Annotated in this window: 22 protein-coding genes and 1 pseudogene; 8 read left to right on the top strand and 15 right to left on the bottom strand. The window is 69.0% G+C overall.

What is annotated here, in order from left to right; genetic code table 11:
* Positions 1 to 20 precede the first annotated feature (20 nt).
* Both AC1VVG_RS17935 and AC1VVG_RS17930 read left to right on the top strand, forming a co-directional pair.
* Positions 21 to 119, top strand: a pseudogene (locus AC1VVG_RS17935) (glycine/betaine ABC transporter substrate-binding protein); the annotation flags it as partial.
* Between the two features lie 248 nt (positions 120 to 367).
* Positions 368 to 994, top strand: coding sequence for a trimeric intracellular cation channel family protein (locus tag AC1VVG_RS17930; RefSeq protein WP_059556941.1), 627 nt, complete (start codon positions 368 to 370; stop codon positions 992 to 994).
* 9 nt (positions 995 to 1,003) lie between these two features.
* Here the strand turns inward: AC1VVG_RS17930 and AC1VVG_RS17925 are convergent, their stop codons facing one another.
* Positions 1,004 to 1,429: a PACE efflux transporter gene (locus AC1VVG_RS17925; RefSeq protein WP_482835967.1), complete on the bottom strand. Its 426-nt coding sequence runs from the start codon at positions 1,427 to 1,429 to the stop codon at positions 1,004 to 1,006.
* A gap of 147 nt (positions 1,430 to 1,576) precedes the next feature.
* On the opposite strand from AC1VVG_RS17925, the gene AC1VVG_RS17920 reads away from it, so the two are divergent.
* The gene (locus tag AC1VVG_RS17920; protein WP_482835966.1) at positions 1,577 to 2,521 is read left to right on the top strand and encodes a LysR substrate-binding domain-containing protein; all 945 of its coding nucleotides are present in this window, start codon (positions 1,577 to 1,579) and stop codon (positions 2,519 to 2,521) included.
* Here AC1VVG_RS17920 and AC1VVG_RS17915 read toward each other — a convergent pair.
* From AC1VVG_RS17915 to AC1VVG_RS17905, 3 genes are all read right to left on the bottom strand, one after another.
* The gene (locus tag AC1VVG_RS17915; RefSeq protein ID WP_049035331.1) at positions 2,508 to 3,638 is read right to left on the bottom strand and encodes a WD40/YVTN/BNR-like repeat-containing protein; all 1,131 of its coding nucleotides are present in this window, start codon (positions 3,636 to 3,638) and stop codon (positions 2,508 to 2,510) included. The genes AC1VVG_RS17920 and AC1VVG_RS17915 overlap by 14 nt on opposite strands.
* Before the next feature lie 67 nt (positions 3,639 to 3,705).
* Complete coding sequence (locus tag AC1VVG_RS17910; protein ID WP_034186013.1) at positions 3,706 to 3,975, bottom strand: MoaD/ThiS family protein; 270 nt, start codon at positions 3,973 to 3,975, stop codon at positions 3,706 to 3,708.
* Positions 3,976 to 4,093: 118 nt separating this feature from the next.
* A complete protein-coding gene (locus tag AC1VVG_RS17905) occupies positions 4,094 to 4,783 on the bottom strand; it encodes an aspartyl/asparaginyl beta-hydroxylase domain-containing protein (protein ID WP_034186014.1) in 690 nt (229 codons plus the stop codon).
* A 208-nt stretch (positions 4,784 to 4,991) separates the two neighbouring features.
* On the opposite strand from AC1VVG_RS17905, the gene AC1VVG_RS17900 reads away from it, so the two are divergent.
* Positions 4,992 to 5,336 (top strand): DUF4148 domain-containing protein, encoded by a 345-nt coding sequence (locus AC1VVG_RS17900; protein WP_124607561.1) that lies wholly within the window; start codon positions 4,992 to 4,994, stop codon positions 5,334 to 5,336.
* Between the two features lie 71 nt (positions 5,337 to 5,407).
* Positions 5,408 to 5,683 carry a DUF4148 domain-containing protein gene (locus AC1VVG_RS17895; RefSeq protein WP_034186202.1) on the top strand — a complete coding sequence of 92 codons (276 nt, stop codon included), beginning with the start codon at positions 5,408 to 5,410 and terminating at the stop codon, positions 5,681 to 5,683.
* 180 nt (positions 5,684 to 5,863) lie between these two features.
* On the opposite strand, the gene AC1VVG_RS17890 is transcribed toward AC1VVG_RS17895, so the two are convergent.
* From AC1VVG_RS17890 to AC1VVG_RS17880, 3 genes are all read right to left on the bottom strand, one after another.
* Complete coding sequence (locus AC1VVG_RS17890; protein WP_034186016.1) at positions 5,864 to 6,391, bottom strand: cytochrome b; 528 nt, start codon at positions 6,389 to 6,391, stop codon at positions 5,864 to 5,866.
* A 69-nt stretch (positions 6,392 to 6,460) separates the two neighbouring features.
* Positions 6,461 to 7,876 carry an ATP-binding protein gene (locus tag AC1VVG_RS17885; RefSeq protein WP_059556938.1) on the bottom strand — a complete coding sequence of 472 codons (1,416 nt, stop codon included), beginning with the start codon at positions 7,874 to 7,876 and terminating at the stop codon, positions 6,461 to 6,463.
* A complete protein-coding gene (locus AC1VVG_RS17880; protein WP_034186018.1) occupies positions 7,873 to 8,532 on the bottom strand; it encodes a response regulator in 660 nt (219 codons plus the stop codon). Before AC1VVG_RS17880 ends, AC1VVG_RS17885 begins: the two co-directional genes overlap by 4 nt.
* Positions 8,533 to 8,826: 294 nt before the next feature.
* Here AC1VVG_RS17880 and AC1VVG_RS17875 point away from each other — a divergent pair, with 294 nt between their 5' ends.
* The 3 genes from AC1VVG_RS17875 to AC1VVG_RS17865 all read left to right on the top strand — a co-directional run bounded on the left by AC1VVG_RS17875 (position 8,827) and on the right by AC1VVG_RS17865 (position 11,494).
* Positions 8,827 to 9,177 (top strand): hypothetical protein, encoded by a 351-nt coding sequence (locus tag AC1VVG_RS17875; protein ID WP_049029880.1) that lies wholly within the window; start codon positions 8,827 to 8,829, stop codon positions 9,175 to 9,177.
* A 62-nt stretch (positions 9,178 to 9,239) separates the two neighbouring features.
* Positions 9,240 to 10,409: a bacteriohopanetetrol glucosamine biosynthesis glycosyltransferase HpnI gene (gene hpnI, locus AC1VVG_RS17870; protein ID WP_080287712.1), complete on the top strand. Its 1,170-nt coding sequence runs from the start codon at positions 9,240 to 9,242 to the stop codon at positions 10,407 to 10,409.
* Entirely contained in the window at positions 10,406 to 11,494 is a 1,089-nt protein-coding gene (locus AC1VVG_RS17865; RefSeq protein ID WP_482835965.1) for a lysylphosphatidylglycerol synthase domain-containing protein, read from the top strand. Before hpnI ends, AC1VVG_RS17865 begins: the two co-directional genes overlap by 4 nt.
* A gap of 28 nt (positions 11,495 to 11,522) precedes the next feature.
* Here AC1VVG_RS17865 and denD read toward each other — a convergent pair whose 3' ends face one another.
* From denD to AC1VVG_RS17825, 8 genes are all read right to left on the bottom strand, one after another.
* The gene (gene denD, locus AC1VVG_RS17860; protein WP_482835964.1) at positions 11,523 to 12,494 is read right to left on the bottom strand and encodes a D-erythronate dehydrogenase; all 972 of its coding nucleotides are present in this window, start codon (positions 12,492 to 12,494) and stop codon (positions 11,523 to 11,525) included.
* Positions 12,495 to 12,522: 28 nt separating this feature from the next.
* Complete coding sequence (otnI, locus tag AC1VVG_RS17855; RefSeq protein ID WP_482835963.1) at positions 12,523 to 13,299, bottom strand: 2-oxo-tetronate isomerase; 777 nt, start codon at positions 13,297 to 13,299, stop codon at positions 12,523 to 12,525.
* A gap of 67 nt (positions 13,300 to 13,366) precedes the next feature.
* A complete protein-coding gene (locus tag AC1VVG_RS17850) occupies positions 13,367 to 14,692 on the bottom strand; it encodes an MFS transporter (protein ID WP_059556935.1) in 1,326 nt (441 codons plus the stop codon).
* A gap of 126 nt (positions 14,693 to 14,818) precedes the next feature.
* Entirely contained in the window at positions 14,819 to 15,457 is a 639-nt protein-coding gene (otnC, locus tag AC1VVG_RS17845; RefSeq protein ID WP_049029523.1) for a 3-oxo-tetronate 4-phosphate decarboxylase, read from the bottom strand.
* A complete protein-coding gene (gene otnK / locus AC1VVG_RS17840; RefSeq protein ID WP_482835962.1) occupies positions 15,454 to 16,743 on the bottom strand; it encodes a 3-oxo-tetronate kinase in 1,290 nt (429 codons plus the stop codon). Before otnK ends, otnC begins: the two co-directional genes overlap by 4 nt.
* A 19-nt stretch (positions 16,744 to 16,762) precedes the next feature.
* Entirely contained in the window at positions 16,763 to 17,653 is an 891-nt protein-coding gene (ltnD, locus tag AC1VVG_RS17835) for an L-threonate dehydrogenase (protein ID WP_049029526.1), read from the bottom strand.
* A 70-nt stretch (positions 17,654 to 17,723) separates the two neighbouring features.
* Positions 17,724 to 18,428, bottom strand: coding sequence for a FadR/GntR family transcriptional regulator (locus AC1VVG_RS17830; RefSeq protein WP_034186027.1), 705 nt, complete (start codon positions 18,426 to 18,428; stop codon positions 17,724 to 17,726).
* A gap of 189 nt (positions 18,429 to 18,617) precedes the next feature.
* On the bottom strand, positions 18,618 to 19,685 hold the full coding sequence (locus tag AC1VVG_RS17825; RefSeq protein WP_034186204.1) for a GlxA family transcriptional regulator: 1,068 nt from the start codon (positions 19,683 to 19,685) through the stop codon (positions 18,618 to 18,620).
* Between the last annotated feature and the right edge of the window lie 272 nt (positions 19,686 to 19,957).

The raw sequence follows: 19,957 nt of genomic DNA, 5'->3' as shown, positions 1-19,957 counted from the left end.
GCGTCGTCGCCGTCTACTCGAGCAAGGCCGCCGCCGCATGGCTGAAGGCGAACCCGCAAGCGCTCGGCAAGTGGCTCGCGGGCGTGACGGCGCTCGACGGCAAGCCGGGTCTGCCTGCCGAAGGCGTAGCTCGGCGTGCCTTGAGCATGACGCGTCGGGCTTTTTGCTGCCCGCGCCGCGAGCCGCCAGACGGTTGCCCGACGATGCGCTAGACTGCTCGATCCCCGATCGAGGAGACGGCAATGATCCGTACTGCGCCTGATGCATCCGGATGGCAATACGCGGCCGGCACGCGGCCGAACGGCGCGGCCGCTTCGGGCGACACACGCTGCAACCGGACGATGCAGCGCTTCGGCCATTCATTCGCATGAAGCGCATCGAGCACATCGTGCTCGCCGCCGACCTCGCGGGCACGGCGGTGTTTGCGATCGAGGGCGCCAATGCGGCGATCGGCGCGGGACTCGACCTGTTCGGCGTGATGGTGCTGTCGCTCGTCGTCGCGCTCGGCGGCGGCGTGATCCGCGACCTGCTGATCGGCGCACGGCCGCCCAGCGCCGTCAGCGACTGGCGTTATCCGGCCCTCGCGTTCGCGTCAGGCCTGTTCGCGTTCGTCTTTCATGCGCGGGTCGCCGCGTTCTCGCCGTCGCTGCTCACGACGCTCGATGCGGCCGGCCTGGCGTTGTTCGCGGTCGCGGGGGCGGTGAAGGCGCTCGAATTCCGCGTCCATCCGTTCATCGCGACGCTGATGGGCGCCGTGACCGGATGCGGGGGCGGTGTCGTACGCGATGTGCTGCTCGCGCGGATACCGGTCGTACTGGTTACGGATATCTATGCGAGCGCGGCACTGCTCGGCGCGGTCGTCGTCGTGTCGTGCAGGCGACTCGGGTGTCCGCCCGTCGTGGCGGCCGTGCTCGGCGGCCTTGGCTGTTTCGCGCTACGGATGGCGGCGGTGCGCTTCGGCTGGCAACTGCCGAAAATCGCGGCCGGTGCGTAAGCGTCCGGCTCACGACGCCTTCGTCGCCGCCGGCACGTCGAACACGCGATCGAACGCCCACTGGAACACGAACGCGTAGCAGAAGAAGAACGCGAACAACCCGATATCGACGACGAACGCGTCGAACCACGAGATGTCGAGCCACCACGACACGACCGGCACGAGCATGAAGATGAGCCCGCCTTCGAATCCGGTCGCATGCAGGAGCCGCCGCCCGAGCGTACGCGACGGCTGTCGGCGCGACGCTTCCCAGCGCTCGAACAGCGCATTGAAGATCATGTTCCACAGCAGCGCGATCGCCGACATCGTCGCCGACAGCGCGCCCGAATAGACGAGGTCCTGGCTGAAGATCGCGGCGATCGCGGGCGAGATGCAGGAGATGGCGATCGCTTCGTAGAGCACCGCCTGCGTGATTCTGCGCGGTAGGCCTTGCACGGTGTTTCTCCGGTTGGACGGTAATCGTCGGGGCGGTGTGCCGCGACGTCCCGCAAGGCTAGCCGCGTTGCACACCCGCTTCAATTCACCTAATCTCACCCGGATTGAATCGAATTCAACCCGGCCGTATCCGGCCCGCGAGGCCCCGTGTTCTCGAAAATCCCCCTGACCGCATTGCGTGTATTCGAGTCGTCGGCGCGGCTCGGCACGTTCAAGGCCGCCGCGGACGAACTGGCCGTGACGCCGGCCGCCGTGTCGCATCAGATCAAGTCGCTCGAAAGCCGGCTCGGCGTGCTGCTGTTCGAGCGCGGCGCGAGCGGCGTACGGCTGACGGAGGAAGGCGCGCAACTGTTTCGAGCGAGCCACGATGCGTTGCTCGCGCTCAGCCGCGGGCTGGATGCGTTGCGGCCCGATACTTCCGGCGAGCGCCCGCTCGTGCTGACCACCACGCCCGCCTTCGCGGCGATGTGGCTGATCCCGCGTCTCGGCGCGTTTCGCCGCATCGATCCGCACCTGCACATCAAGGTCGAGACCGGCAACACGCTCGTCGATCTCGAACGCGAGGCGCGGATCGATCTGGCGATTCGCGCGACGTCGCGCACGTTTCCCGCGCTGCACGAGATCGCGTTGATCGACGAGTATTTCGGCGCATTTGCGGCCACCGGCTTCGATGCGCATCGCACCGACGAGCCGCTCGACTTGATCGAGACCGTGTGGGATACCCCGCTGCCCGTGTCGGTCGACTGGGCGTCGTGGTGTCGCGCGGCCGGCCGCGAAACGTGGCTCGAACGCGCGGTGTTTCGCCATTACGACGACGAGCATTACGCGTTGCAGGCCGTGCTGCACGGGCAGGGTGTCGCGTTGCTGAGTTCGGTGCTGGCCGCCGAGCATGTCGAGCGCGGCGCGCTGATGCCGATCGAGCCTTCGGTGCGGCTCGACGGCGCGCGTTTCGTCGCACTGTGCCGTCCCGGGCGCGAGCGCGAGCCGCAGATCGCTCGGTTTCTCGACTGGCTCGACGCGGAAATCGCGCAGACGCGCGCGGCGGTCGCGCGGATGGCGCCCGGCGACCGTCGCGTCGTTACCCGAAGCTGACGCAATAGACCGGCGGCAAATGTGCGGATACCTGACGCCAGTGGTCGCCGCCGTCGGCGGAGGTCCATAACCCGCCGGTCGTCGACGCCATCGCGAGGCGCATGCCGGCATCGTCCACCGCGAGCCCGTGCCGGTACACGAGGTCGTAGGCCGGCGCGGCCGGCAATCCGTTCGACAGGCTTTCGAAACTTTGCCCGCCGTCGCGCGTGCGCGTGACGACGAGCCGGCCGTTCACCGGAATGCGGCAGGCATCCTTCACGGCCGGCACGAACCAGGCGGTGTCCGGTTCGCGCGGATGCACGGCCACCGCGAAGCCGAAGCTCGACGGTTGCGCGTCGATTCGCCGCCAGTGCTCGGCGCCGTCGGTCGAGCGGAAGATCGCGCAGTGGTGCTGTGTCCACAGCACGTCCGGATCGGCCGCGCATTGCACGACGCGGTGCGGATCCTGCGCGTTCGGCTCGCCGCGCCGCTCGGGCGGCATGTAGTCGGCTTCCATGCCTTGCGCGGTCACGCGCCACGTCGCGCCGCCGTCCGCGGTCTGCCAGACGCCGCCGCACGAGATGCCGACCGTCACGTGCCGGCTGTCGCGCGGATCGACCATCACCGAGTGGATGCCCGGCGCATCGTACCCGCCGCCGCCCCATTCGGCGCGCTCGGGGCGATCCCACAGCGCGCGGTTGAGTACCCACGAATCGCCGTGGTCGTCGGAGCGGAACAGCCCGCCGGGAATCGTGCCGGCCCACAGCACGCCCGGCTCGTCCGCGCCGCCGGCTTCGAGCGACCAGATCTGCTGAAGCGTCCACGGCGGCTGCGGCGTGCCGGACGGCTCGTCGTCCGCGTCGCCGGTGCCGGTGGGCACGGCGTCGGCCGGTCGCGGCGGGTAGACGGGGACCGCGCATTCTTCCCAGTCGGCGGCGCCGGCGCGCAGCCGATGCAGCTTCACGCCGAAGTGGCCGAGGTTGAGCGCCGCATACAGCGTGCCGTCGCGCGGGTCGGCGAGCACCATGCTGACGGGTTCGCCGATGAAGTGCGGTTCGCCGGGCGTCCAGCCGCCGCCCCCGTCGGGATGCAGGATGAACAGGCCCTTGCGGGTGGCGACGAGCAGTCGATCGTTCATGTGCGATGTCTCCTGAGCGGGCGGCCCGGCGTTCGGGCGCCGGGTCCGGTTCGATGCATCCGTCCCTTTATCCGCCCGTCAGCGCCTGGACGACATACACGCGGCTGGCGTCGTCGAGCGCATCGGACAGGCGCTGCCGGTCGCGTATCGGCTGGCCGTCGATGAACACCGACAGATGCTTTCGCAGCGCGCCCTGGTCGTCGAGGATGTAGCCGCGCAGCCGCGGCTGCTCGCTGAAAACGGTGTCGAACGCTTCGCCGACCGTGCGCGCGTCGAGGTCGCGTTCGGGCGTTTCGATATGCCGCTGGATCGACGCGGCGAAGAAGAGGTGCGCCATGGCGGTGGCTGTCAGGAGCCGTGCGGAAGGGACGGTCTGTAGTGTAGGCGATCCGCAGGAAGCCGAAAGTCGGGGGAGGGGGCGCTGCGCCGGCATGCGCGCCGCTTGCGCGCTGGAACTAGACCGGAATCGACCGCCCGCGGATCCGGATCCCGAGCCGCACGACGCCGATCACCGCATTCGACAGCCACGTGAGCAGGCGCGGCATGCCGCGCCGGCGGATGTCGAGCAGCAGCACGATGCGCACTGCCTCGCTGTCGTTCCACACCTCGTGCGTGAACGTGTCGTCCCACAGCAGGAAGCGGCCTTCGTCGAGCCGGTATTCGCGACCGTCGACCTTCAGCACCGCGGCCGGCGAGCCGTCCGCGCGCTTCGGCATCGACAGCACGAGATAGCCGCGCAGGATGCCGCGAAACGGCCCGCGATGCGGCGGGATGTGCTTGCCGGGCGCGAGGAACGACAGTGACGCCGACAGCACGTCCGGCGAGGCCGCGACGATCGATGCGATGGTCGGGCAGCGCGCCAGGTTGCGCGGGAATCGCTGGCCGTACGCCTGCATGATGAACATCCGCCAGTCGCGTGCATCGTTGGCCGAGATGTCGTACTGCTCGCGCATGATTTCGTGAAAGCGCGGGATGCGCGGCATGTCGCGCGCGACGGCGAGCGCTTCGGCCCGGATCGCGGGCCATGCGCGCACGAAACGTTCGGCGTCCGGGAACGTGGCCGTGTCGAGCACCGCGCCGCCATCGAGATGGCGGTCGTACAGGGTGCGCAGCAGGCCGGCTGCATAGTCGTAAGCGACGGACATGGTCGATCGGGGTGCGATCCGCAGAAGGTGACGTCAGTCTGCCCGATCCGCAACGGGCGCTGCGTTACGTCAGGTTACGCCGGCTGACGAATGAATGACAGTTTGACGGACGCCCCGCGCGCGGATCGACCGGCAGGGAATAAACGCAGCCCGGCCGTCGTCATACGGGTGTAGCACGTCGTCTCGTTGACTTCTGAAGGAGTGAAACATGAATACGCATTGGCTGGTGGCCGCCACGGTGGTGGCGATGTCCGTCGCGGGTGTCGCGACGCAAGCGTCGGCACAGGCGCTGACGCGCGCGCAGGTCACGCAACAACTGATCGACGCGGAACACAACGGGTTGCGCTTCGTGACCGATACGTCGTATCCGGACGTGAGCCCGCTGTTCCGGCAACAGGCCGAACGGATGCCGCAGCGCCAGGCGAGCACCGCGGTCGGCGGCGATCCGGCCGTGTCGTCCGAAGCCGGCAGGCCGGCGACGATGCCGTCGCATCCGCGCGCGGCCGCATGCGTCGGCCCCGCGAGCTTCTGCACGATCTATTTCGGCAGCTGACTGACCGGCCTGCCTCCGCAGGTCACGCATTCCCCGCGGTTGATTGATATGCAACATCGAAGGAGTTCATGATGAGAACATATATCGCACTACTGACGATGATCGGCGCGATCGTCGGTCAGTCGGCATTCGCGCAAGCGGCCGCGCCGCTGACGCGCGCGCAGGTTCGCGACGAACTGATGCGTCTGGAAGCGGCCGGGTACGACCCGGCGAAGGGCGACGACGGCGAGTATCCGGCGGACATCCAGGCCGCGGAGGCGAAGCTCGCCGAGCAGGATCGCGCGCGAATGGCGGCGTCCGCCGCGCATGCGCCAGCTGCCGGCATGCCGGTGCAAACCAGCAACTAGGTGCCGACGTGATCGTGTGTGAGGTCCGGCCGTCGTGTTCACGGGGCGGCAAGCCGCATGCCCTTCTGCGCGCCACGCGACGTGGCCGAAGGGCGCCGGTTGTCGTGCCGCTGATTGCACGCCGCTTCGCGCGGCGTCGCGATCAGCGGGTCGACCGGCTCCGATGAGCCGGCAGGTCGATCACCAGGGCATCATGCGCTGCACGACCTGGTCGCGCAGCACGAAGCGGTGCAACAGCGCGGCCGCCACGTGCAGGCAGATGCCGGCGAACAATACCCACGCGAGGACGCCGTGCACGTCGCCCATCGCGTGCCCGAATCCGGAGCCGGCCGCCGATAGCGCCGGCAACGGAATGACGCCGACCAGCGTCACGGCCCACGCGCGCGACGACGCGTTGATCCAGCCGAGCAGCGGCACCGCGATCAGCAGCGCGTAGAGCGCGCCATGCGTGGCGCCCGACAGCACGCGCATCGCGGGCGACAGGTCGCTGGCAGGCGGTCGATGCGTCGCGCGCCACAGCACGCGGCACGCCATCGCCGCGAGCAGTGCCGTGCCGACGATCAGGTGCGCGGCGATCAGGCCGACCGGTTGCGTGTCGCGATGCACGTCGGGCATCGTCCAGCCGATCGCGTATTGCGCGACGATCAGCGCCACGATCAGCCAGTGAAGAAAACGGGCGACGGCGTCATAACGGGCGGGTGCGGACATGGAGACTCCGGACGGATGAAAGGGGACACGGTTTTGGGGGGATTCTACGGTCGAATCCTTAACGAAACGTTAAGCACGCGGCGTCGATCCGTCCGCATCCGCCGACGGCAGCGCGATCGCCACGCCGAGGCCCTGCCCGCCGATGCCGGACTCGAACTGCACGGTGCCGCCGAAATACTGCGCGATGCGGGTGACGATCGACAGCCCGAGCCCGCTGCCGGGCGACTGCGCACCGCTGCCGCGATAGAAACGGTCGCCAAGCCGTTCGTGCTCGCCGGGCGCGACACCGGGCCCGTCGTCGCGCACGACGATGCGTTGCCATGCGCCGTCGTCGTACACGCCGATGTCGATGCGCCCGCCACGGCGGCCGTACTTGACGGCGTTGTCGACGAGATTGTCGAGCAGGATGCCGATCAGGATCGGATCGGCACCGATTGCGCGCGTGGAGAGGCCGCCGGCCGCGATGGCGATGTCCTTGTCGGCGGCCTTCGCCAGATGGCGGTCGATGGCGGCGTCGACGAGTTCGCGCACGACGACCGCGCGCGTCGGAATGCGTTCGTACTCGTCGAGCCGGGCGAGCAGCAGCAACTGCTCGGCGAGCCGCGCGCTGCGGTCGACGCCTTGCACGACGCGCTGCATCGCCAGCTGCTTGTGCGCCGGATCGTCGGTCGCGATCGCCACCTGCGCCTGCACCTTGATCGCGGCGAGCGGCGTCTTCAGTTCGTGCGCGGCGTCGGACGTGAACGCGCGCTCGCGCACGATCGATTGTCGCAGCCTCGCCATCAGGCGGTCGATCGCGTCGACCAGCGTGCGCACTTCGTCCGGCACGGTCGCGATGCCGAGCGGTTCGAGCGAGCGCGCATCGCGCGCGCCGATCAGCGCGGACAGGGTCTTCAACGGCGCGAGGCTGCGGGCGATCGTGACCCAGAGCAGCAGCGCGAGCACCGGCAACGCGACGATCAACGGCAGGACGATGCCGCGCGCGATGCCGGTCGCCAGGTCGCTGCGCGTATTGACGGTCTCCATCACGCGCACGCGGCGCCCCGACGTGCTGTCGCGCAGTGCGTACGTGCGCCACGGCGTATCGCCGATGACGATCGTCCGCGGCGCACCGAGCGGGTCGCGCGCATCGGGCAACGCTGCCGCGGTCGCGGGCAGGCTCGACGCAACGACGTTGCCTTGCGCGTCGCGCACGTCGAACAGCACATCGCGCGGCAAGCGATCGCCGTCGTTGGCGGCGCCGTGCGCCGACGCGCCGAACGCGAGTTCGACCCGTGCGTCGGGCGGCACGCGGGCGAGGCGGTCGAGGTCGGCCGGCGCGAGATTGACCAGCAGCGACGCGTATTCGGCGAGACGGGCGTCTTCCCATTCGCCGATCTCGCGCGTCGCGTAGTGGATGCTGCCGAACACGGCGACGAGCCAGACGACGGTCACGCAGCCGATCGCCATCAGCGACACGCGGCGTCGTATCGAGCGCGCGATCATCGGAGGTCGACGACGTAGCCGATGCCGCGGACGGTGCGGATCAGTTCCGCGCCGAGCTTCTTGCGCAGGTTCGAAACATGAACCTCGATCGCATTGCTTTCGATGCCTTCCTGCCAGCCGTACAGGCTGTCCTCGAGGTGCGCGCGCGACTGCGGAACGCCCGGGTGACTGACGAGCTGAACGAGGATCGCCCACTCGCGCGACGTGAGCGCGATGCGCGCCGCATCGCGCGTCACCGTATGCGCGGTGAGGTCGATCGTGATGTCGCGCCACACGATTTCATCGCCGGCCCGGCCCTGCGAGCGCCGCACGAGCGCGCGGCAGCGGGCGAGCACTTCGGACAGCTCGAACGGCTTCGCGAGATAGTCGTCCGCGCCGTCGTCGAGGCCGCGCACGCGGTCGGCCACGGTGCCGCGCGCGGTCAGCACCAGCACGGGGACCGTCTCGCCCGCCTCGCGCAGCGCGCGCAGCAGTTCCGTTCCCGATTTGCCGGGCAGGCCGAGATCGAGCACGACGAGCGCGAAGCGCGTCGTCGCGAGTGCGGTGGCGGCGGCATGACCGTCGCGCAACCAGTCGACGTGATAGCCGGCCTGGCTGAGGCTGATCTCGAGGCCGCTGCCGATCAGGTCGTCGTCTTCAACAAGGAGGAGTCGCATGGTCGATTCGTGTACGGACATGCGCGATTGTACGAGCCTGACCACGCGCGCCGTGCAATGGAATGTAATCGGACCCCGTGCGAATGTCGCGCGATTCTGAAGAACGCTTAAGGTTTGGCGCCGTTAATCCCGCTACCATCGGCCACGACATTTCTCGGGCGGTTCTCCGTTTCCCCAGATCCCGAACCGGGCGGGTGCGTGCGGCGCGAGCCGGACGCACCCGCCCGTCAATCCGCGATCCTTTCGATCGACCTACGGTCGATGCGTGTCGCCCGTACGGGAGGTTCAATCCTGATGGCATCCTCGACGATCGAGCGATGGCGTGCCTACCTGCTGATCGCCGCACTGGCCGGCATGTTCATCCAGTGTTTCGTGCTGGTCTCGTTGCTTGCATGGCGCGTACCGGAAGCATTTTTTACCACGATGACGTTTCGCCTCTCGATCGTCGTGGCGCTCGCCGCCGCCATTCTTTCGGTTCGCAAGCTTGCCGGCGCGGCGTTCAGGTCCGCGCTGGCATGTGGCGATGTGCGCATGACCGGTATCGATCGCCGCACGGTAGTTGTGTCATCTGATTGCGCGTACCGTCGCTGGGTCGTCCTTCATATCCGGCTCAACGGGAACCGATACGGCGGCGTGCACGGGTGAGCCCGCGTGCGCGCCGCCGTTCCCGGGCGTCGCGGTCGTACGGGTCACCACTGGGGAGAAGCATGATTCTGCTGCATGTGCTGCACGCGCTGGCCGGGGCAATGTCGATCGTCTGCGGGCTGGGCGTGGTGCTGGGCATTGCGTATACGATCACGGCCAGCGTGCTGGTCGGCCGGTTCTTTTCCCGGGCGGCGGCGGAGCCGCGCGCGTATCCGGGCGTCACCGTCGCGAAGCCGCTGCACGGCGACGAATGGAATCTCGTCCAGCATCTCGAAAGCGGCTTCGTGCAGAATTATCCGGGGCCCATCCAGCACCTGTTCGGCGTGCACGATGCCGGCGACGCGGCACTCGCGGCCGTCGAAACGCTGCGCGCACGCTACCCGGACGCGAACATCAAGGTCGTCGCCGATGCGCGGCTGTACGGGCCGAACCGCAAGATCGCCAATCTCGTGAACATGCTCGAACATGCGGAGCATGCGGTGCTCTGTCTCGCCGATAGCGACGTGGTGGTCGAGCGCGATTATCTGCGCGCCGTCGTCGGCGCGCTACAGCAGCCGGATGTCGGCATCGTGACGAGCGTGTATCGCGGCGTCGCGTCGCCAGGCTTCTGGCCCGGCGTCGCCGTCGCGATGACGAACTACCATTTCCTGCCGGGCGTGATCACCGGGCTCGTCATCGGGCGCGCGCGGCCGTGCTTCGGGCAGACGATTGCGATCACGCGCGAGACGCTCGAACGCATCGGCGGGCTGGCGCGTTTCGCGCATCACCTGGCGGAAGATCACGCACTCGGCGAGGCGGTGCGGCAGGCGGGCGCGCAGGTCGTCATTCCGCCGTTCGTCGTCGGGCACGCGTGTGTCGAGGAGACGTTCGCGCGGTTGTACGCACACGAGTTGCGCTGGAGCTGCACGATTCGCGCGGCCGACCGGCTCGGTCATGCGGGGTCGGTGCTGATGCACCCGCTGCCGCTCGCGCTGCTGGCGCTGCTGTTCTCGGGCGGCGCGGCCGCCGCATGCGCGCTGACGATCGCGGCACTCGCCGCGCGGGTGCTGCTGATGGTGAAGACAAGCCGCGCGACCGGCGCGGGCCTGCGCGGCGCGTTCCAGCTGCCGTTCGTCGATCTGCTCCAGTTCGTCGTGTTCGTATCGAGCTTCTTTTCGTCGCATGTCGTGTGGCGCGGCACGCGCTTTCGCGTCGACCGGGAAGGCCTGCTGTCGCCGGCCGCTGAATCGTGACCACCGGCACCAACACCGACGCCGCCCGTGCGGAACCGGGCGCCGCGCGCGGCGACGCCCGGCTGCGGCAGGCGGGGCGCGCGGCCGCGCTCGGCGGGCTGGCGCTCGCGGTGTGGCTGATCTGGCGCGAACATCCGCTCGATATCCTGCATCGCCTGCGGATCGCCGGCGCGGGGCTGCTGGTCGCCGCGCTCGCGCACATCCTGCCGATGCTCGCGAATGCGTGGGACTGGCGGATGCTGATCCGCGGCCCGCGCCGGCCGTCGTTCGTGACGATGCTGAAGCTCGTGTGGATCCGCGAATCGGTCAACGGGTTGCTGCCGGTCGCGCGCATCGGCGGCGAGATCGTGTCGTTCGGCCTGCTGCGGCAGGCCGGCGTGCGTCCGGCGACCGTCGTGGCGAGCCTCGTCGCCGACATGCAGCTGACGCTGATCAGTCAGCTGATCTTCGCACTGGTCGCGATCGGCTACGTGCTCGAACGCGTGTCGTCCGATGCCGCGCGGGTGGCCGCGCACCTCGCGATCGGGATGGCCGCGCTGGTGCCGGTGCTGCTGCTGTTCGCGCTGGTGCAGCATGCGCGGCCGTTCGAGCGCGCGATGCGCGTACTCAACCGTGTCACGAGCGGCAAGGTGGTGGCGCTGGTCGGCGAATCGGCGCGGACCGATCAGTCGATCCGGTTGATCTGGAGAAAGACGGGCGTCGTCGTGCGCTACCTGGCGATCTGGCAGACGCTGCAGTTCGCGGGTTACGCGCTGGAAATCTGGCTGGCGCTGTATTTCCTCGGCGCCGATCCGACGTTTGCGCAGGCGCTCGCGATCGAGGCGCTGATCCAGCTGGTGAGCAGCATCGCGTTCCTGATGCCGGGCGGCCTGGGGGTGCAGGAGGGCGGGTTCGTGCTGCTCGGCGGGCTGCTCGGGTTCGACCCGCCGACCTGCCTGGCGCTGGCCGGCGCCCGCCGCGTGCGCGACTTGCTGTTCTATCTGCCGGGCCTGCTGGCGTGGCAATGGGCGGCCGGTTCGTCGAACCGGCCGGGCGGCACGACACCCGCGTCGTTGCCCGCCGGAGAATCCGCCCGGCCGCGCTGACCCGGCCGCATGAGGCGCGACGCGCGAGTCAGCGCTGCGCGTCGGCGATATGACCGCGGATCACGTCGGCGAACGACGTATCGCCCTTCAACCCGAGCGCTTCCGCGCGCGACGTGTCCCAGCGGCCCGGCCAGCTGCCGACGATCTTCTCGATGCGTTCGTCGGGCGCATGACGGATCAGCTTCACGACCTCGTTGCCCGCGACCTCGCGCAGCGCTTCGATCATTTCGTCGACCGAGACCGACAGGCCCGGCAGGTTGATCACGCGCTTGTTGCCGAGCGTCGCGCCGTCGAGCTCGCAACCGGCGACGAGCGCGTCGATCGCGCCGCGCGGCGACAGCAGCCACAGCCGCGTCGAGCCGGGCACCGGGCAGACGCTTTCCTCGCCGTTCAGCGGTTCGCGGACGATGCCGCTCGCGAACGACGACGCGGCGGCGTTCGGCCGGCCCGGCCGCACGCTGATGGTCGGCAACCGCAGCACGCGGCCGTCGACGAAGCCGCGCCGCGCGTAGTCGCACAGCAGCAGCTCGGCGATCGCCTTCTCGGCGCCGTACGACGATTGCGGGTTCAGCGCGGTATCGTCCTGCACGACGTCGGGCAGCGTGCCGCCATACACCGCGACGGAGCTCGTGAACACGACGCGCGGCCGGTGGCCGCGTGCGCGGCACACTTCGAGCAGCGCGCGCGACGCGTCGAGGTTGATCCGCATGCCGAGATCGAAATCGGCTTCGGCCTGCCCGCTGACGATCGCCGCGAGGTGGAAGATCGCGCCCGTCCGCGCGTCGATCGCGCTTTCGAGCACGGCGCGATCCGCGATGTCGCCGACGATCGACGTCACGCGCGCGTCGCCGAAATCGCTGCCCTTGACGACGTCGAGCAGCACCAGCTCGTCGATCTTGCCGGTCCGGCCGTCCGGGCCGGTCAGCTCGCCGCGCTCGAGCAGCTTGCGTGCGAGACGCTGGCCGAGAAAGCCGGCACCGCCGGTGATCAGTACTTTCATGTTCGTTGCCCTCTGAGGAATGCGTGAATTACAGGTACGGCCTGAGCCAGCCGAGGCCTTCCGACGTGCCGGTCTTCGGGCGGTATTCGCAGCCGATCCAGCCGTCGTAGCCGAGCGCGTCGATCAGCGCGAACAGGTACGGGTAGTTGAGTTCGCCGACATCCGGCTCGTGGCGCTCGGGCACGCCGGCGATCTGGATGTGGCCGATGCCCGCGAAATCGCGCTTGAGCTTCATCGCGAGATCGCCTTCGACGATCTGGCAGTGGTAGCAGTCGAACTGCACCTTCAGGTTCGGCGCGCCGATTTCCGCGCGGATCGCCTGCGCGTCGTCCTGGCGGCTCAGGAAATAGCCGGGCATGTCGCGCGGGTTGATCGGCTCGATCAGGACCGTGATGCCGTGCGCGGCGGCGGCTTGCGCCGCATGGCGCAGGTTCGCGAGGTAGGTGTCGCGATGGCGCGCGCGGTCGGCGCCCGGCGCGACCATGCCGGCCATCACGTGCAGCTTCTTGTTGCCGAGCACGCGCGCATAGTCGAGCGCCTGGTCGATGCCGCGCCGGAACTCGTCCTCGCGGCCCGGCAGCGACGCGATGCCGCGTTCGCCCGCGGCCCAGTCGCCCGGCGGCGCGTTGAACAGCGCCTGTTCGAGATGGTGCGCGTCGAGACGCGCGCGGATGTCCTCGGCCGCGAAGTCGTACGGGAACAGGTACTCGACGGCCTTGAAGCCGTCGTACGCGGCAGCGGCGAAGCGTTCGAGGAACGCATGCTCGGTGTACATCATCGAGAGGTTGGCGGCGAAGCGTGGCATGGCAGCGGGTCCTGTGAATGATTGGGGCGGGGCGCCATGCGCCCCGCGTCGAATGAAGGCGGCCGGATCAGCGGTTCACGAGTTTCGCGGGCGTGAGCCACACGGCGAGCGCGCCGATCACGAGCATCGCGGCCAGCACGTACATGCCGGACGACGTGCTGTGCGTGACGTCCTTCAGGTAGCCGATCACGTACGGGCTCGCGAACCCGGCGAGGTTGCCGACCGAGTTGATGATCGCGATCCCGGCCGCGGCCGCGGAGCCCGCGAGGAACGCGGTCGGCAGCGACCAGAACAGCGGCGCGCAGGTCAGCACGCCGCCTGCCGCGAGCGACAGGAACACGATCGACACCGCCGTATTGTGCGAGTACGACGCGGCGACCGCAAACCCGACCGCGCCCATCAGCGCCGGCACGATCAGGTGCCAGCGGCGTTCGCGGCGCTTGTCCGCGCTGTGGCCGAACAGGTTCATCACGACGATCGCGACGACGAATGGAATCGCGGACAGCAGGCCGATCTGCAGCGTGTCGGTGATGCCGGTCGATTTCACGAGCGTCGGCATCCAGAACGTGAGGCCGTACTGGCCCGTGACGAACGCGAAATAGATCAGCGACATCCACCACATGCGCGGGTCCGAGAACACGGCCTTCAGCGAATGGCCGTGCTGCTGCCGTTCCTGCGGCTGCGCGGCGATTTCGTCCTCGAGGAGCTGCTTCTCGCGCTCGTCGAGCCACTTCGCGCCGCGGATGCTGTTGTCGAGATACAGGATCGTCGCGATGCCGACGAGCACGGCCGGCACGGCTTCGATCATGAACATCCATTGCCAGCCGTGGAAGCCCGAGCCGCCGTGGAAGCGCTCCATGATCCAGCCCGACAGCGGGTTGCCGAAGATGCCCGACACGGGAATCGCGGACATGAACACCGCGATGATCTTCGCGCGCCGGTGCGACGGGAACCAGTACGTGAGGTACAGGATCACCCCCGGATAGAAGCCGGCTTCCGCGAGGCCGAGCAGGAAGCGCAGCACGTAGAACTGCGTCGGCGTCTTCACGAACGCGAACAGCGCGGACAGCAGGCCCCACGTGATCATGATCCGCGCGATCCAGATGCGCGCGCCGATGCGGTGCATCAGCAGGTTGCTCGGCAGCTCGAACAGGAAGTAGCCGAGGAAGAAGATGCCCGCGCCGAGCCCGAACACGGTTTCGCTGAACGCGAGATCCTGCGACATCTGCAGCTTGGCGAAGCCGACGTTCACGCGGTCGAGATACGCGACCACGTAGCAGAGCATCAGGAACGGCACGATGCGCCAGAACACTTTCTTGTAGGTGCGGTCGAGTTCGGCCGCCTGGGCGGGCGCGGCGGGCGAGCGGCTTGCGGCCGCGTCGAGAGCAGTCATCGTCGTCTCCTTGAATATCGTGTGCCGGCGGCGCGTACGCCGCCGGATCGTGTGTGTGTGCTGACGGAAAGACCCGCGCACACGGCGGGCATGGGAATCGGTGCGTGACGCGCGCGGTGCGCGGCGTTACCAGCGTGCGCCGAAGCGCTGGCGCAACGCGTCGAGCGCCGCGTCGGACAGCGGCTCGGGCTTCGGGTTCGTCATCAGCCACAGCCGCGCCGTCTCCTCGAGCTCCTCGAGCGCGTACGACGCTTGCGATACCGACGGCCCCCACATCACGGGGCCGAGGCGGTCGAGCAGCACGCCGCGCACTTGGTCGGCCAGCGCCGCGACCTCGGCGGCGACGGCCGGGTCGCCGGGGCGGCGGTAGCGGATCAGCGGAACGTGGCCGACCTTCATCACGTAGTACGGCGTGATCGGCGGCAGCACGTCGGTGTCGCGCCACACGCCCGCGAGCGTCAGGGCGACGAGGTGCGTCGAATGCGTGTGGACGACGCCGTTCGCTGCCGCGTTGCGCGCGTAGATGCCGCGATGCAGCGCGAGCGTCTTCGACGGCGTGCCGCCCGAGACGGACTGGCCGTCCGGGCCGACCTTCGCGATGTCGTTCGGGTCGAGCCGGCCGAGGCAGGCGTCGGTCGGCGTGATCAGCCAGCCGTCGGGCAGGCGCGCGCTGATGTTGCCGGCGCTGCCGACCGCATGGCCGCGCGCATACAGGCTCGCACCGACCACGCAGATCTCTTCGCGCAGTTTCGCTTCGTCGCTCATCGTGCGGCTCCATCCAGCGCGCGCAGCGCCTTGTCGAAAAAGTCCGTCGTGCCGAAGTTGCCGGATTTCAGCGCGAGGCCGAGCGGCTCGGCGTCGATGGTGGCGGTGGCCGGCACGCCCGGATCGATCTGCGCGCCGATCTGCAGCGATTTCACGTCGAGCGCCTGCACGACCGCGCCGGACGTTTCGCCGCCGGCAACGACGAACTTGCGCACGCCGAGCGCGCGCAGGCCGCGTGCGATCGCCGCGAGCGTGCTTTCGACGAGATGGCCGGCGGCCTCGACGCCGAGTGCCTGCTGCACGGCCTTCACTTCGTCGGGCGTCGCCGTTGCGTAGATCAGCACGGGTTGCGGCAGGTGCGAGCGTGCAAAGGCGAGCGCCTGGTCGACGACGAGCTCGCCGCGTGCCGCCGCGAGCGGATCGATGCGGAAGCTCGGCCGCGTCGCGCGCCACGCGGCGACCTGCGCGTGGGTGGCTTTCGACGCGCTGCCGGCGAGCACGGCCGACAGCCCGTCGAGACGCGGCAGCGACGCCGCGTTGTCGCGCTCGGGCAATTGCTCCGCGCGGCGGAAATTCGCCGGCAGGCCGAGCGCGATGCCCGAGCCGCCGGTAACGAGCGGCAGGCCCGCGCACGCTTCGCCGAGCACGTAGAGATCGCGGTCCGACAGTGCGTCGGCGATCGCGAAGCGCGCGCCTTCCGCGCGCAATTGCTCGATCCGCGTGCGCACGGCGGCCGCGCCGAGCGCGATCGTGTCGTAGCGGATCAGGCCGACCGCCGACTTCGTCTGCCGCTGCAGCACGCGCACGAGGTTCGCGTCCTTCATCGGCGTGAGCGGGTGGTTCTCCATCCCCGATTCGTTCAGCAGCACGTCGCCGACGAACAGGTGACCGCGGTAGATCGTGCGGCCGTTCTCCGGGAACGCCGGGCACGCGATCGTGAAGTCGCCGCCGGCCGCGTCGAGCAGCGCGTCGGCCACCGGCCCGATGTTGCCCGTGTCGGTCGAGTCGAACGTCGAGCAGTACTTGAAGAAAAACTGGCGGCAGCCCTGCGCGCGCAGCCACGCGTACGCGTCGAGCGATTGCGCGACGGCGTCGGCCGCGGGGATCGTGCGCGACTTCAGCGCGACGACGATCGCATCGGCGTCGAGCGTGGCACCGCCGGCGGGCACGCCGATCGTCTGCACGGTGCGCATGCCGCTCTTGACGAGCATGTTCGCGAGATCGGTCGCGCCGGTGAAATCGTCGGCGATGCAGCCGAGCAGGGGACGGGAAGCGGAAGCGGTCATGGCAGGAACGTCGTTCGAATCAGCGGGCGGGCGGCAGCGTGATGCCGGGGAAGGTCTTGATCACGGCGGAATCGTCCTCGCCGCCGTGGCCGGCGCTCGACGCGCTCATGAACATCTGGTGCGCGGTGGCCGACAGCGGCAGCGGGAACTTGCTGCGGCGCGCCGTATCGAGCACGAGGCCGAGATCCTTCACGAAGATGTCGACGGCCGACAACGGCGTGTAGTCGCCGTTCAGGATGTGCGGCACGCGGTTCTCGAACATCCACGAATTGCCGGCGCTGTGCGTGATCACGTCGTACAGCGCGTCGGCGTCCACGCCTTCGCGCAGGCCGAGCGCCATCGCCTCGGCCGCCGCCGCGATGTGCACGCCGGCCAGCAGCTGGTTGATGATCTTCACTTTCGAGCCGATGCCGTGCGCGTCGCCGAGGCGGTAGACCTTGCCGGCGATCGCGGCCAGCACGTCTTCGCAGGCCGCGTACGCGGCGGCCGGGCCCGACGTCATCATCGTCATTTCGCCGGAGGCCGCGCGTGCGGCGCCGCCCGACACGGGCGCGTCGAGCATCTGCAGGCCGGCGGCCTCGATGCGTGCGCCGAGCGCGACGGCGAACTCGGGCGCGACGGTCGCGCTCGCGATCACGACGCCGCCCGGCTTCATCGCCGCGACCGCGCCGTGTTCGCCGAACAGCACCGTTTCCGTTTGCGCGGCATTGACGACGAGCGTGACGACGACGTCGCACTGCGCGCCGAGTTCGGCCGGCGTCGCGCAGGCCACGCCGCCTTCGGCGGCGAACGCCTGCAGCACGGTGTCGCGCACGTCGCATGCGTGCACGCGCAGGCCGGCGCGCAGCAGCGAGCGTGCTACGCCGAGGCCCATCGCGCCGAGGCCGATGACTCCAACATTTCGTGACATGGTCAACCTTGATCGATTCGGGAGAGGTTCGTGACGGCGGCGGCGCCCGTGCGGGCAGCGGCCGCCGGCTTCAGCAGATGCCGGCTTCCGCGAGACGGCGGGCGGCGTTGTACATGTGCGTACGCGCCGCGTTGCGCGCGGCCATCGGGTCGCGTGCGCGGATCGCGTCGGCAATCGCCGCATGCTCGTCGCGCACCTGGCGCGAGAAGTCCTCGCGCGTCGCTTCGTTGCGCCGCGTGACCTTCACGCCGGCTTCGAGGTACTGGTTCAGGAACTGCAGCGTCTTCAGGAAATACGGGTTGCCGGTGACGGCCGCGATCGTGCGGTGGAACGCGACGTCTTCCGCGACGCCGTCGCGACCAACGGCTACCGCATCGTCGATCTTGCGCAGCGCGTCGTCGATGTCGGCCATGTCTTCATCGCTGTGGCGCAGCGCCGCTTCGGCCGCGACTTCGGCCTCGATCGCGCGGCGCACCGCGAGCAGGTGCGGCAGCGACGTGGCTTCGACCGCTTCCGCGTAGTCGATCCGCAGCGGCCGGATCGCGCCGTGCTGGTTCACGAACACGCCGCTGCCCTGGCGCGGCTCGACCACGCCTTCGTTCTTCAGCCGCGAAATCGCCTCGCGGATCACCGTGCGGCTCACGCCGAACTCCTGCGCGAGCACGGCTTCCGTCGGCAGCTTGCCGGTGGCCGAGAAACTGCCGACTTCGATCTGCTTGAGCAGTTGCTGCGCGACGTGGTCGCTCATCGCACGGGCGGGAATTTTCTCGAACATGACGCTCTGGTTTGTAAGGTGATGTGGTCATCATACAAATTTGAGTGAGTATCAGCATCCGGGATAACCCTCGATTTTGGACGACCAACTTCGGCTAAGTTGACTGAAACCGGTTCCAACGCCGTCTAAACCGACCCGAACGCGTGGGGTTGCGTGGTCGATTGGAAAGAGGGGCGGTGTGCGTCGCCGTCAGTCGGCGACGTCTTCGACCGGATCGGCCGCGGCCAGCTCGCCGGCTTCGACCCCTTCGCCGCCGCGCTCGCGATAGGCTGCCGGCGGCACGCCGAACTGCTTGCGGAATTCGCGCCCGAGGTGCGATGCGTCGGCGAATCCGCAGCTCGACGCGATATCGGCGACCGTGCGGTCCGAACTCGTCAGCAGCCACGCGGCGGTGCGCAGCCGCACCTGCTTCGCGAATGCCTGCGGGCTTTTGCCGGTCTCGGCCTTGAACAGCCGCTCGAGCTGCCGTGTCGACAGGTCGAGCTTGCACGCGAGTTCCTCGAGCGGCAGTGCGCGTCCCACGTGTTGTTCCATCAGGAGAATCGCGCGCTTGACCTTCGGGTGCGTCGCCGGTTCGAGGCCCGGCGGGTGCGGCTGCGGCGCGTTGCCTTTCTGCATCTCGCCGACGAGCAGGATGCGCAGCGCCTTCTGCACGGTGGCGTGATCGAAATGGCGCAGCAGGATCGCCGCCGCGACATCGATCGACGCGCGGCCGCCCGAACAGGTGATCCGGCGCCGGTCGATCACGAACAGGCGGTCCGCGATCAGCAGGTCGGGATCGGCCGCGGGGAACCGCTCGATGAAATCCCAGTAATGGAACCAGCTCACGCAGGTCCGGTAGCCGTCGAGCACGCCGGCGCGCATCAGCGTGAACACACCGGTGCAGATGCCGACGACCGTCGCGCCGCCGGCCGCCGCGCGGCGGATGAAGTCGAGCGTTTCAGGGCCGGCCTGCGGCCCCGAATGCAGCAGCCCGCCGACCACCACCACGTAATCGAACGGCTCGGCCGCGTCGAACGTCTCCCACGGCGTGATCTGGATCCCGCAGCTCGCGCGCACCGGCGCGAGCGTCTCGCCGATCACGCTCCACGCGCAGCGCACGGGCTTGCTGTAGTCGCCGTCGTCGGCCGACAGACGCAGCATGTCGACGAAGCCCGAGAAGGCCGTCAGCGTGAAGTTCGGCAGCAGCACGATGCCGAAGCGGATGCGCCGCGGCGCGGGTTCTGCGAGGGGGGAAGCGGGTACGTCGGGGGTCATCGCGGCCAATCTCGTCACGCCGGGCGGGCGGTCTCACTCGTTTCACACTGTTTGCGGGTTGCGGCTGCCGGAGGCGACGCGGATGCAGCCAGCGTCGCCGATCGGCCGCGGCCGGACTTGTGGTTTTTCGTCGCCAACCATCGCCAAAACGCACTTTCGGGGTAGCCGGCGCGGCGCTTGGCGGCGGTATCCCACGCCGATGCCGTTTTTGTTCTATCGGCCGATTTTACGCTTTGATGTACTGAGGCCCAACGACATTTCACGACCGCCCA

Source organism: Burkholderia sp. L-4, from assembly GCF_056856535.1.
This window is presented reverse-complemented; position numbering and strand designations above follow the sequence as displayed.

What these genes read in the sequence shown, in the direction of transcription:
- AC1VVG_RS17885 (WP_059556938.1), bottom strand. Translation starts at nt 7,876, where the DNA reads ATGATCGCGCGCTCGATACGACGCCGCGTGTCGCTGATGGCGATCGGC.
- AC1VVG_RS17850 (WP_059556935.1), bottom strand. Translation starts at nt 14,692, where the DNA reads ATGACTGCTCTCGACGCGGCCGCAAGCCGCTCGCCCGCCGCGCCCGCC.
- AC1VVG_RS17875 (WP_049029880.1), top strand. Translation starts at nt 8,827, where the DNA reads ATGGCATCCTCGACGATCGAGCGATGGCGTGCCTACCTGCTGATCGCC.
- AC1VVG_RS17890 (WP_034186016.1), bottom strand. Translation starts at nt 6,391, where the DNA reads ATGTCCGCACCCGCCCGTTATGACGCCGTCGCCCGTTTTCTTCACTGG.
- ltnD (WP_049029526.1), bottom strand. Translation starts at nt 17,653, where the DNA reads ATGTCACGAAATGTTGGAGTCATCGGCCTCGGCGCGATGGGCCTCGGC.
- otnK (WP_482835962.1), bottom strand. Translation starts at nt 16,743, where the DNA reads ATGACCGCTTCCGCTTCCCGTCCCCTGCTCGGCTGCATCGCCGACGAT.
- AC1VVG_RS17905 (WP_034186014.1), bottom strand. Translation starts at nt 4,783, where the DNA reads ATGTCCGTCGCTTACGACTATGCAGCCGGCCTGCTGCGCACCCTGTAC.
- AC1VVG_RS17910 (WP_034186013.1), bottom strand. Translation starts at nt 3,975, where the DNA reads ATGGCGCACCTCTTCTTCGCCGCGTCGATCCAGCGGCATATCGAAACG.
- denD (WP_482835964.1), bottom strand. Translation starts at nt 12,494, where the DNA reads ATGAAAGTACTGATCACCGGCGGTGCCGGCTTTCTCGGCCAGCGTCTC.
- AC1VVG_RS17895 (WP_034186202.1), top strand. Translation starts at nt 5,408, where the DNA reads ATGAGAACATATATCGCACTACTGACGATGATCGGCGCGATCGTCGGT.
- AC1VVG_RS17930 (WP_059556941.1), top strand. Translation starts at nt 368, where the DNA reads ATGAAGCGCATCGAGCACATCGTGCTCGCCGCCGACCTCGCGGGCACG.
- AC1VVG_RS17900 (WP_124607561.1), top strand. Translation starts at nt 4,992, where the DNA reads ATGAATACGCATTGGCTGGTGGCCGCCACGGTGGTGGCGATGTCCGTC.
- otnI (WP_482835963.1), bottom strand. Translation starts at nt 13,299, where the DNA reads ATGCCACGCTTCGCCGCCAACCTCTCGATGATGTACACCGAGCATGCG.
- AC1VVG_RS17825 (WP_034186204.1), bottom strand. Translation starts at nt 19,685, where the DNA reads ATGACCCCCGACGTACCCGCTTCCCCCCTCGCAGAACCCGCGCCGCGG.
- hpnI (WP_080287712.1), top strand. Translation starts at nt 9,240, where the DNA reads ATGATTCTGCTGCATGTGCTGCACGCGCTGGCCGGGGCAATGTCGATC.
- AC1VVG_RS17880 (WP_034186018.1), bottom strand. Translation starts at nt 8,532, where the DNA reads ATGCGACTCCTCCTTGTTGAAGACGACGACCTGATCGGCAGCGGCCTC.
- AC1VVG_RS17915 (WP_049035331.1), bottom strand. Translation starts at nt 3,638, where the DNA reads ATGAACGATCGACTGCTCGTCGCCACCCGCAAGGGCCTGTTCATCCTG.
- AC1VVG_RS17830 (WP_034186027.1), bottom strand. Translation starts at nt 18,428, where the DNA reads ATGTTCGAGAAAATTCCCGCCCGTGCGATGAGCGACCACGTCGCGCAG.
- otnC (WP_049029523.1), bottom strand. Translation starts at nt 15,457, where the DNA reads ATGAGCGACGAAGCGAAACTGCGCGAAGAGATCTGCGTGGTCGGTGCG.